At 66.5% G+C, this 8,960-nt stretch carries 10 protein-coding genes; 9 read left to right on the top strand and 1 reads right to left on the bottom strand.

Translation table 11 applies throughout. The features are described 5' to 3' along the window. Nucleotides 1–222 precede the first annotated feature (222 nt). The 3 genes from ACE3Q6_RS15210 to ACE3Q6_RS15200 are packed head-to-tail and all read left to right on the top strand — an operon-like array spanning nt 223 to nt 2,315. Nucleotides 223–1,581 (top strand): cytochrome P450, encoded by a 1,359-nt coding sequence (locus tag ACE3Q6_RS15210; protein WP_374434067.1) that lies wholly within the window; start codon nt 223–225, stop codon nt 1,579–1,581. A gap of 58 nt (nt 1,582–1,639) precedes the next feature. Beyond that, complete coding sequence (locus tag ACE3Q6_RS15205) at nt 1,640–1,990, top strand: hypothetical protein (protein ID WP_374434064.1); 351 nt, start codon at nt 1,640–1,642, stop codon at nt 1,988–1,990. Next, nucleotides 1,980–2,315: a type II toxin-antitoxin system PemK/MazF family toxin gene (locus tag ACE3Q6_RS15200; protein ID WP_374434062.1), complete on the top strand. Its 336-nt coding sequence runs from the start codon at nt 1,980–1,982 to the stop codon at nt 2,313–2,315. The genes ACE3Q6_RS15205 and ACE3Q6_RS15200 overlap by 11 nt, the downstream gene beginning before the upstream one ends. On the opposite strand, the gene ACE3Q6_RS15195 is transcribed toward ACE3Q6_RS15200, so the two are convergent. After that, entirely contained in the window at nt 2,312–4,627 is a 2,316-nt protein-coding gene (locus ACE3Q6_RS15195) for a DNA topoisomerase IV subunit A (protein ID WP_374434060.1), read from the bottom strand. The two genes, ACE3Q6_RS15200 and ACE3Q6_RS15195, sit on opposite strands and share 4 nt — an antisense overlap. Before the next feature lie 177 nt (nt 4,628–4,804). Here ACE3Q6_RS15195 and ACE3Q6_RS15190 point away from each other — a divergent pair, with 177 nt between their 5' ends. The 6 genes from ACE3Q6_RS15190 (at nt 4,805) to ACE3Q6_RS15165 (ending at nt 8,954) form a co-directional block, all read left to right on the top strand. Next, entirely contained in the window at nt 4,805–5,380 is a 576-nt protein-coding gene (locus tag ACE3Q6_RS15190) for an SH3 domain-containing protein (RefSeq protein WP_374434058.1), read from the top strand. Between the two features lie 24 nt (nt 5,381–5,404). Beyond that, nucleotides 5,405–6,235 (top strand): SDR family NAD(P)-dependent oxidoreductase, encoded by an 831-nt coding sequence (locus ACE3Q6_RS15185; protein ID WP_374434055.1) that lies wholly within the window; start codon nt 5,405–5,407, stop codon nt 6,233–6,235. A 103-nt stretch (nt 6,236–6,338) separates the two neighbouring features. After that, the gene (locus tag ACE3Q6_RS15180; RefSeq protein WP_374434052.1) at nt 6,339–6,542 is read left to right on the top strand and encodes a twin transmembrane helix small protein; all 204 of its coding nucleotides are present in this window, start codon (nt 6,339–6,341) and stop codon (nt 6,540–6,542) included. Nucleotides 6,543–6,544: 2 nt separating this feature from the next. Continuing rightward, complete coding sequence (locus ACE3Q6_RS15175) at nt 6,545–7,117, top strand: cob(I)yrinic acid a,c-diamide adenosyltransferase (protein ID WP_374434050.1); 573 nt, start codon at nt 6,545–6,547, stop codon at nt 7,115–7,117. A gap of 149 nt (nt 7,118–7,266) precedes the next feature. After that, a complete protein-coding gene (locus tag ACE3Q6_RS15170; RefSeq protein ID WP_374434047.1) occupies nt 7,267–8,028 on the top strand; it encodes an electron transfer flavoprotein subunit beta/FixA family protein in 762 nt (253 codons plus the stop codon). Next, nucleotides 8,028–8,954, top strand: a complete 927-nt coding sequence (locus ACE3Q6_RS15165; protein ID WP_374434045.1) for an electron transfer flavoprotein subunit alpha/FixB family protein — start codon at nt 8,028–8,030, stop codon at nt 8,952–8,954. The genes ACE3Q6_RS15170 and ACE3Q6_RS15165 overlap by 1 nt, the downstream gene beginning before the upstream one ends. The last annotated feature ends 6 nt before the right edge of the window (nt 8,955–8,960 follow it).

Here is an 8,960-nt window from a genome sequence, read left to right as displayed (position 1 = left end):
CGATGGTCCCGATGTTCACGTGCGGTTTCGTCCGTTCAAACTTTGCCTTCGCCATCGCGTTATCCGCCCTTGTCCAGATCGGGCCCGAGGGGGACCCGAGATTACACGGGCGGCGACTTAGCCCGCGCGTGCGGGAAATTCAAGCCTGATTGGCCGGGCAGGCCGGGGTGCGGCAGCGGCGCGCTTTGCCCGCGCCCCACCCTGCCCTATCTATAGGTCATCATGCTTGACGCCCCTCCCTCCCTTCCCGCCCGCGTGGCGCTTCACACCGAACCGATGGGGGTCTGGGCCAGCTTCCGCGCCGCACAAAGGAACGTGCTGGAGCTGATCCCCGAGGTCGCGACGCGGGTGCCGATCCTGTCCGGTCGGACGGGCAAGCGCTGGCACATGCTGATGGATCCCGACGGGCTTCGCCAAGTCCTGCGCGACCGGGTGGACGACTACCCGAAGTCGGTGGTGACGAAGCTGATCCTGGAACCCGCCATCGGCGACAGCCTCTTCGTGGCCGAGGGCGCGCAGTGGATGTGGCAGCGGCGGACGGCGGCGCCGGTCTTCTCGCATCGCAACGTCACGGCGCTGGGTCCGGTGATGACCGCGGCGGCCGAGCGGTCGGTGGCGCGGCTGGACCGGGCGGCGGGCCGGGCGGCGGACCTCTTTGACGAGATGGTGACGGCGACCTTCGAGGTGATCGCGGACGTCACCTTCTCGGACGGCACCGGCTTCGATCGGGCGGCGGTGCATGCCGCCATCGAGCAGTACATCGGCGCGACGGCGAAGGTCTCGCTTCTTGATGTGCTGGGCGCCCCGCCCTGGGTGCCGCGCCCGAACCGCCTCTGGACCGGCAGCGCCATGCGCGACACCAAGCGGCTCGCCGATCGGGCCATCGAGGCACGGAAGGCGGAAGGCGGGAAGACGCCGCCGGACCTCTTGGACCTGTTGATGGCCGGGTCCGACCCCGAAAGCGGGCGGCAGATGACGACCTCGGAGCTGCGGGACAACCTTCTGACCTTCATCGTGGCCGGGCACGAGACGACGGCGCTGACTTTGAGCTGGGCGCTGTATCTCTGCGCCTTCGATCCCTCCATTCAGGCCGCCGCGCGGGCCGAGGCGCAGGCGGCCCTGGGGGACCGTTCGGCGACGGTGGCGGACCTGCCGAACCTGCCCCTAACCCGCCGGATCGTGGACGAAGCGCTTCGGATGTATCCGCCCGCCGCTTTCCTCTCCCGCACCGCGATGGCCGCCGACACCCTCTGCGGCCGCGAGGTCCGGCCGGGCGACACGGTGATCCTGCCGATCTACGCGCTCCACCGGCATCGCCTGCTGTGGGAGGACGCAGACGCCTTCCGCCCCGACCGCTTCGCCGATCCCAAGGCGATCCCGCGCTTCCAGTACCTGCCCTTCGGCGACGGCCCGCGCATCTGCATCGGCGCAAGCTTCGCCCTGCAGGAGGCGGTGATCGTTCTGGCCACGCTCCTCGCCCGGTTCCGCTTCACGCCGATCCCGGGGAAAGAGCCGAAGCCGGTGATGATCCTGACGCTCCGGCCACAAGGCGGGGTCTGGCTGAAGGTGGAGCGTAGCTGAGTTGCGGGAGTGTCGAAGGGGGTCTATATATCCCCCTGACAAGACCCCCGGGGACCCCATGGAACGGCTGCCAATTACGGATGTCGCAATCTGGTTCAAGCATGTCCACGCCAAGGACTTGCTTGAGCGGCTGCAATCATTGGAACCCGAAGACGAGATCCTGCTCTCCGTGGACCGGGTCGTGGGTCGGTGGCGCCGCATGAAGACCGGCAAGGACGGACGCCCGGTTCACGCGATCCGGCCTGTGGGCCCGATGCGCGACGTCTGGAACGACTGGTACAAGTCAAGGAAGGGCGACCGGGTCGCAGTCGAGGCCGTGACCTTGGCGGACGATTTCCTCATGGCCACCTCTGGCCTGATGTCCGAATGGTCAAGCGCCGAGGACGACGAGGCGTTTCGTGATCTGTGACCGGTTCGACACCATCGTCGTTCCATTCCCCTTCGCCGAACAGCCCGTCCTCAAGCGTCGTCCAGGCGTTGTGGTCTCGGGCCGCAAGTTCAACGCCGAAAACGGTGCATCGCTGGTCGCCATGATCACGACGGCCAAAGCCACATCCTGGCCAAGTGACATCGAAGTGTCCGATCTCGAGTCGGCTGGTCTGCAGGTTCCCTGTATCCTGAGAATGCGGTTCGTGAGTCTGCCGAACGGCCTGATCCTGCGACGACTTGGTCGTCTGGGAGCCGTGGACCGCCTGGCCTGCGAGCGCGGCTTGGCGGAAATGCTCGTGGGTTAGGTGAACCTGTTGTCCCGCGGGAAGCCGCGCGGGGCCATCTTCCCGGCGCTGGCGCGGGCGCCGGTCCATTCCAGAAGGTCCGTCTCGGTCCGGGTGCGCCCGGCCGGGTCCTTCCAGGACAGGCCGTCGGCCTTGTGGAAGGTGACCGCGTCGGACAGGCCCCCGTCCTTGTACTTCTGCAACCTGACACCCTTGCCCTTGGCCATTTCCGGCAGCTCGGACAGCGGGAAAACCAGCATTTTCCGGTTGTCGCCCACCACAGCGATCATGTCCCCGTTGACCAGAGCGCAGACCGCCGTCTTCACCCCGTCCCGCACCGTCAGCACGGCCTTCCCGGCCTTGGTCTGGGCCACCAGTTCCTCCGACGGCACGATGAACCCGTCCCCGGCACTGGAGGCCAGGAGGAACTTCTGCCCCGCACGGAACAGGAGGAACCCGGTGATCCCGGTGTCGTTCGGCAGGTCGACCATCAGGCGCACCGGCTCTCCCATCCCCCGCCCACCGGGCAGGTTCGCGCCCAGGAGCGTGTAGAAGCGACCGTTCTCGGCCACGAGCAGGATCTTGTCCGTCGTCTCGGCATGGAAGGCGAAACGGGGGCCGTCGCCGTCCTTGAATTTCTGCTCAGCGGTCAGGTCGACATGGCCTTTCATCGCCCGGATCCAGCCCATCTTGGAACAGATGACCGTGATCGGCTCCCGGTCGATCATCGCCTCGTATGGGATCTCCTCGACCTCGGTGGCGTCGGCGAATTGCGTCCGGCGCGCGCCCAAGGCCGTCCCTTTTCCATAGACTTTCCGGACCTCGTCCAGCTCTTTCCCGATCCGCTTCCACTGGCGCCGCTCGCTGTCCAGAAGGTCGGCGAGGTCCGCGCGCTCCTTCATCAGCGCGTCGCGCTCGGCGTTCAGCTCCATCTCCTCCAGCCGCCGCAAGGACCGCAGCCGCATGTTCAGGATCGCCTCGGCCTGGACCTCGGTCAGCTGGCCCTCACCGCCGCTGGCCGGGGATTTGTAGTCCTTCTCCGACGTCGCCCGAATGTGCGATTTCGACCAGTCCTCGGCCATGAGTGCGGCCTTGGGGTCGTCGTCGTATCGGATAATGTCAATCACCCGGTCGAGGTTCAAAAAGGCGATCAGCAGGCCCTCCAGCACCTCCAGCCGGGCATCGATCTTCTCGATCCGGTGCAAGCTACGCCGCCGCAAGACGTCGCGCCGGTGGTCAAGGAACGCCCGCAGCACTTCCTTCAGCGAGCAGACCTTCGGCACCTTGCCGTCGATCAGCACGTTCATGTTGAGCGAGAACCGCACCTCGAGGTCCGAGTTGCGGAAGAGGCTGCCCATCAGCACCTCGGGGTCCACGGTGCGGGACCGGGGTTCCAGGATCAGGCGGATGTCTTCGGCGCTTTCATCGCGGACATCGGCCAGGAGGGGGACCTTCTTGATCTGGATAAGCTCGGCCAACTTCTCGATCAGCTTCGACTTCTGCACCTGGAACGGGATTTCCGTCACCACGATCTGCCAGGTCCCGCGGCCGAGGTCCTCGACCTCCCACTTCGCGCGGGTGCGGAAGGCGCCGCGGCCGGTCTTGTAGGCTTCCAGGATCGAATCGCGGGGTTCGACGATCACGCCGCCGGTCGGGAAGTCCGGGCCGGGGATCCTGGCGACCAGCTCTTCATCGGTGAGGGCCGGATTGTCCAACAGCGCGTGGCAACCGTCGATCAGCTCATCCAGGTTGTGCGGCGGGATGTTGGTGGCCATCCCCACGGCGATTCCCGAGGAGCCGTTGGCCAGCAGGTTCGGAAACGCCGCCGGCAGCACCACCGGCTCTTCCAACCGGCCGTCGTAGTTCGGGCGGAAGTCGACGGCCGTCTCGTCGATCCCTTCCATCAGCGCCTCGGCCGCCGCGGTCACCCTGGCTTCGGTGTAGCGGGACGCCGCCGGGTTATCCCCGTCGATGTTGCCGAAGTTGCCCTGCCCGTCCACCAGCGGGTAGCGCATGTTGAAGTCCTGCGCCAAGCGCGCCATCGCGTCGTAGATCGCCGCGTCCCCGTGGGGGTGGAAGTCCCCCATCGTGTCGCCGCTGATCTTGGCCGATTTCAGGAACCCCCCCGTCGGCGTGAGGCGCAGCCGCCGCATCGCCCAGAGGATTCGTCGGTGGACCGGCTTCAGCCCGTCGCGGGCATCGGGAAGCGCCCGGTGCATGATGGTCGACAGCGCATAGGTCAGATACCTCTCGCCGATCGCCCGGGAGAGGGGTTCGGAGGTGGTCAGGCCCTCAGGACCCTCGATCTTGGGCTCGTCGTCATCTGCGCTCATGCATGTGGTGTAGGGAAAACGCCGCGACGGGTCCAGATGGCAATCACGGGAACAGGGGAACCACTGCGGAGGTTGTGCATTTTTCTTACACTCCGCGAACAGGCCTGTGCTAAGACCGCCGCAACGACAGAAACGGACCTTTTCATGCTTCGCCTCACTTTACTTCTTTGTATCGGCATGTTCGCCGCCCTGATGATTGCAGGCGAGGACCGCGGGCAGATGCGCCCGGGTCTGGCGGCGGCCGCCGCGAAAAAGGCTGAACCCGAAGCGCTGACGCCGGCCCCCGCGACCGTGGCCGAGGCGCCCGCTGCGGTGGCCGAGCCGGCCGTCGAATCGGCCGCAGCGGAACCAGAGATCGCAGAGCCGGTGGTCGAATCGGCCGCCCCCGTCCTGGCCTCTGCCGAACCAGAACCCTATGTCGAACCGGACCGGGAACTGGTCACCGAGCTGGAAGAGCCCGTCTTCTCCTTGGCATCCGTCGGCAACGAAGCGATGCCCGCCGCTTCTGCCGATGCGGCATCCACTCCGGAAGTCCCGGACGGGGGAGAGGGCACGATCTGGTACGTCAACGCCAGCTCGGTCAACGTCCGCGCCGAACCCACGACCGAGGCCGAGGTGGTGGGCAAGCTTGCCTCGGGCGAGGCGACGCTGGTGGTGCAGGCCGTCAACGAGGACTGGGCGCGGATCGTGATCCAGGGCGACGGGGTGGAAGGCTTCGTCGCCATGCGCTACCTCAGCGCCGAGGCCCCCTGACGGGCCGTCTGCCCCGAGGGACACATGACCCAACGTTCGATCCTGATCACCGGATGCTCCTCGGGCATCGGGCTTGACGCTGCGCGTGGCCTGAAGGCGCGCGGCTGGCGGGTCTTCGCGACCTGCCGGCAGGAGGCGGACTGCGGACGGCTGCGGGCCGAGGGGCTGGAGAGCTTCCGCCTGGACTATGCCGACGAAGCCAGCATCGCCGATGCGTTGGACGAAGCGCTGCGCCGGACCGGTGGCACTCTGGATGCGGTCTACAACAACGGCGCCTTCGCCTGCCCCGGCGCGGTCGAGGACCTGCCGCGCGGCGCACTGCGCGAGATCTTCGAGACCAACCTCTTCGGCTACCACGACCTGACCCGCCGGGTGATCCCCGTCATGCGCAAGCAGGGGCATGGGCGGATCGTCAACTGCTCTTCGGTCCTGGGCCTGGTCGGTGCCAAGTGGCGCGGGGCCTATGTCGCGACCAAGTTCGCGATGGAGGGGCTTACGGACGTCCTGCGAATCGAGATGCGCGGGACGGGCATAGACCTGATCCTGATCGAACCGGGTCCCATCGCCACCAAGATCCGCGAGAATGCCGTGGCGCATTTCGAGAAATGGGTGGATTGGGAGAACTCGGCCCGGCGTGACCAGTATGTCAGCCTGCGCGGGCGGCTTTACGACAAGAAGATCAAGAAGGACGCCTTCGAGCTGGGGCCCGAGGCGGTGACGGCCAAGCTGATCCGCGCGCTGGAAGACCCGCGTCCGAAGCCGCGCTATTATGTCACGACGCCGACCTATCTGATGGGAGCCCTCCGCCGCCTTCTGCCGACGCGGGCCTTGGACTGGCTGGTCTCCAAGGGCTAGCCGCAAGAATTTTTAGTAAAATTCTTGGCAAATTTCTTACGCAAGAAATTTGGCTTCGCTTTCGGGCCGCGCGCCCCTAGATCAGGGTCAAAGGGAGAAAGCCATGTTTTCCGATCCGCTCGTCATCTTCGCCGTCGTCGCCTGCCTTGTGGTCCTGGGCATCCTGCTCTTCGGGATCGGCACTTTCGCCAAGGGTGGCGAGTTCAACAAGCGCAACGCGAACAAGATCATGCGCTGGCGTCTGGGCGTGCAGTTTGTGGCCGTGGTGCTGATCGCCGGCTTCGCCTGGCTTAGGGCGCGGGGGTAATCATGGTCGTCCTGTCGAAGATCTACACCAAGACCGGGGACGCCGGGGAAACCGCACTGGGCAACGGCGCACGGGTCGCGAAGCATTCGCTGCGGGTCAGCGCCTATGGCACGGTGGATGAGACGAACGCGACCGTCGGCCTCGCCCGGCTGCACGCGACCGGAGAGATGGCCGAGGCCCTGAAGCGTATCTCGAATGACCTTTTCGACCTGGGCGCGGACCTTTGCACCCCGGACCGCCACCTGGACGCGACCCTGTCCTACACGCCGCTTCGCATGATCGAAGGCCAGGTCGCCCGCCTGGAGCGCGAGATCGACGCGATGAACGAACGGCTCACGCCCTTGCGCAGTTTCATCCTGCCGGGCGGGTCGGTGCTGGCCGCGCAGCTGCACCTTTGCCGCACCGTCTGCCGCCGGGCCGAGCGCCTGGTCGTGGAAACCGCGACGATGGAGGACGTGAACCCCGAGGCGGTCCGCTACCTCAACCGCCTGTCGGACTGGTTCTTCGTCGCCGGCCGCATCGCCAACAACGACGGCAAGGACGACGTGCTCTGGGTCCCCGGCCTGACGCGCTGATCGCCTGATCGACCCGAACGATCAAAACGCGGCGTCGCGTCGCGGAAACCTGTCGCATTTGGTCTGTTCCGACGCCCCCCGTTCCGGTAACAGGCGGGCGAGAGCTTGTGCGGCCCATCGCGGCCCACGTCGGACAAGGAGTGCGGCCCATGAAGGTTCTGGTCCCGGTCAAGCGGGTGATCGACTACAACGTGAAGGTTCGGGTGAAGGCGGACGGCTCGGGTGTCGACCTCGCCAACGTCAAGATGTCGATGAACCCCTTTGACGAGATCGCGGTGGAAGAAGCCATCCGCCTGAAGGAGAAGGGCGTCGCGACCGAGGTCGTCGTCGTCTCCATCGGCGTGAAGCAGGCGCAGGAAACGCTCCGCAATGCGCTGGCGATGGGTGCCGACCGCGCGATCCTGATCGAGGCCGCCACCGACGTGCACACCGACATCGAACCGCTGGCCGTCGCGAAGCTTCTGGCCGCCGTGGTCAAGGAAGAGGCCCCGGGCCTCGTCCTCTGCGGCAAGCAGGCGATCGACAACGACATGAACGCGACCGGGCAGATGCTCTCGGCCCTCCTGGGCTGGTCGCAGGCCACCTTTGCCTCCGAAGTCGCCATCGAGGGCGACAGCGCCAAGGTGACCCGCGAAGTGGACGGTGGTCTCCAGACCATCACGGTGAAGATGCCGACGATCATCACCGTCGACCTCCGCCTGAACGAGCCGCGCTATGCCTCGCTGCCGAACATCATGAAGGCCAAGGCCAAGCCCTTGGCGACCAAGACGCCCGCCGACTACGGCGTGGACGTCTCGCCGCGGCTTTCGGTCGTGAAGACCGTCGAACCGGCGGGCCGCAAGGCGGGCGTGAAGGTCGGCTCGGTGGCCGAGCTGATCGCGAAACTCAAAGACGAAGCGGGGGTGATCTGATGGCCGTTCTTCTTCTTGCTGACGTTGCCGAGGGCAAACTGGCGGCCGACCAGGTCGCCAAGGCGCTGACCGCGGTGAAATCGCTGGGTCCGGTGACCGTCCTGGTCGCGGGCCCCGACGCCGCCGCCGCCGCTGCGGAAGCCGCGACGCTGGACGGGGTGGCGAAGGTCCTTCTGGCCGAAGATGGCGCCTACGCCCACGGCCTGTCCGAACCCACCGCCGCGCTGGTCGTGTCGCTGGCCGGGGACTACGAACACATCGTGGCCGCTTCCGGCGCACTGTCGAAATCGGTCCTGCCCCGCGTGGCGGCCCTTCTCGACGTGATGGTGATCTCGGAAGTCCTGGCCGTGCACGACGCCGCGACCTTCGACCGCCCGATCTATGCCGGGAACGCGATCCAGACCGTGAAGACCTCGGACGCGAAGAAGGTGCTGACCATCCGCACCGCGACCTTCGACGCGGCGGGCAAGGGCGGCAACGCCCCGGTCGAGAAGGTCTCGGCTTCGGTCGACGGCGGCATGTCCGCCTGGGTCGAGGATAAAGTTGCCTCCTCGGACCGTCCCGAGCTGACCTCGGCCGGGATCGTGGTCTCGGGTGGCCGTGGCGTGGGTTCGCAAGAGAACTTCGCGCTGATCGAGAAGCTGGCCGACAAGCTGAACGCCGCCGTGGGCGCTTCGCGCGCCGCGGTCGACTCGGGCTACGCGCCGAACGATTGGCAGGTCGGCCAGACCGGCAAGGTCGTGGCGCCGGAACTGTATGTCGCCGTCGGCATCTCGGGCGCGATCCAGCACCTCGCGGGGATGAAGGATTCGAAGATCATCGTCGCGATCAACAAGGACGAAGAGGCGCCGATCTTCCAGGTCGCCGATTACGGCCTGGTGGGCGACCTCTTCACCGTCGTGCCGGAGCTGATCGAGAAGCTCTGAGGCAGG

This window comes from Tabrizicola sp., assembly GCF_041913445.1.
Lineage (GTDB): Bacteria > Pseudomonadota > Alphaproteobacteria > Rhodobacterales > Rhodobacteraceae > Tabrizicola.
The sequence above is the reverse complement of the archived record's forward strand: the minus strand, read 5'-3'. Positions and strand labels throughout refer to the sequence as shown.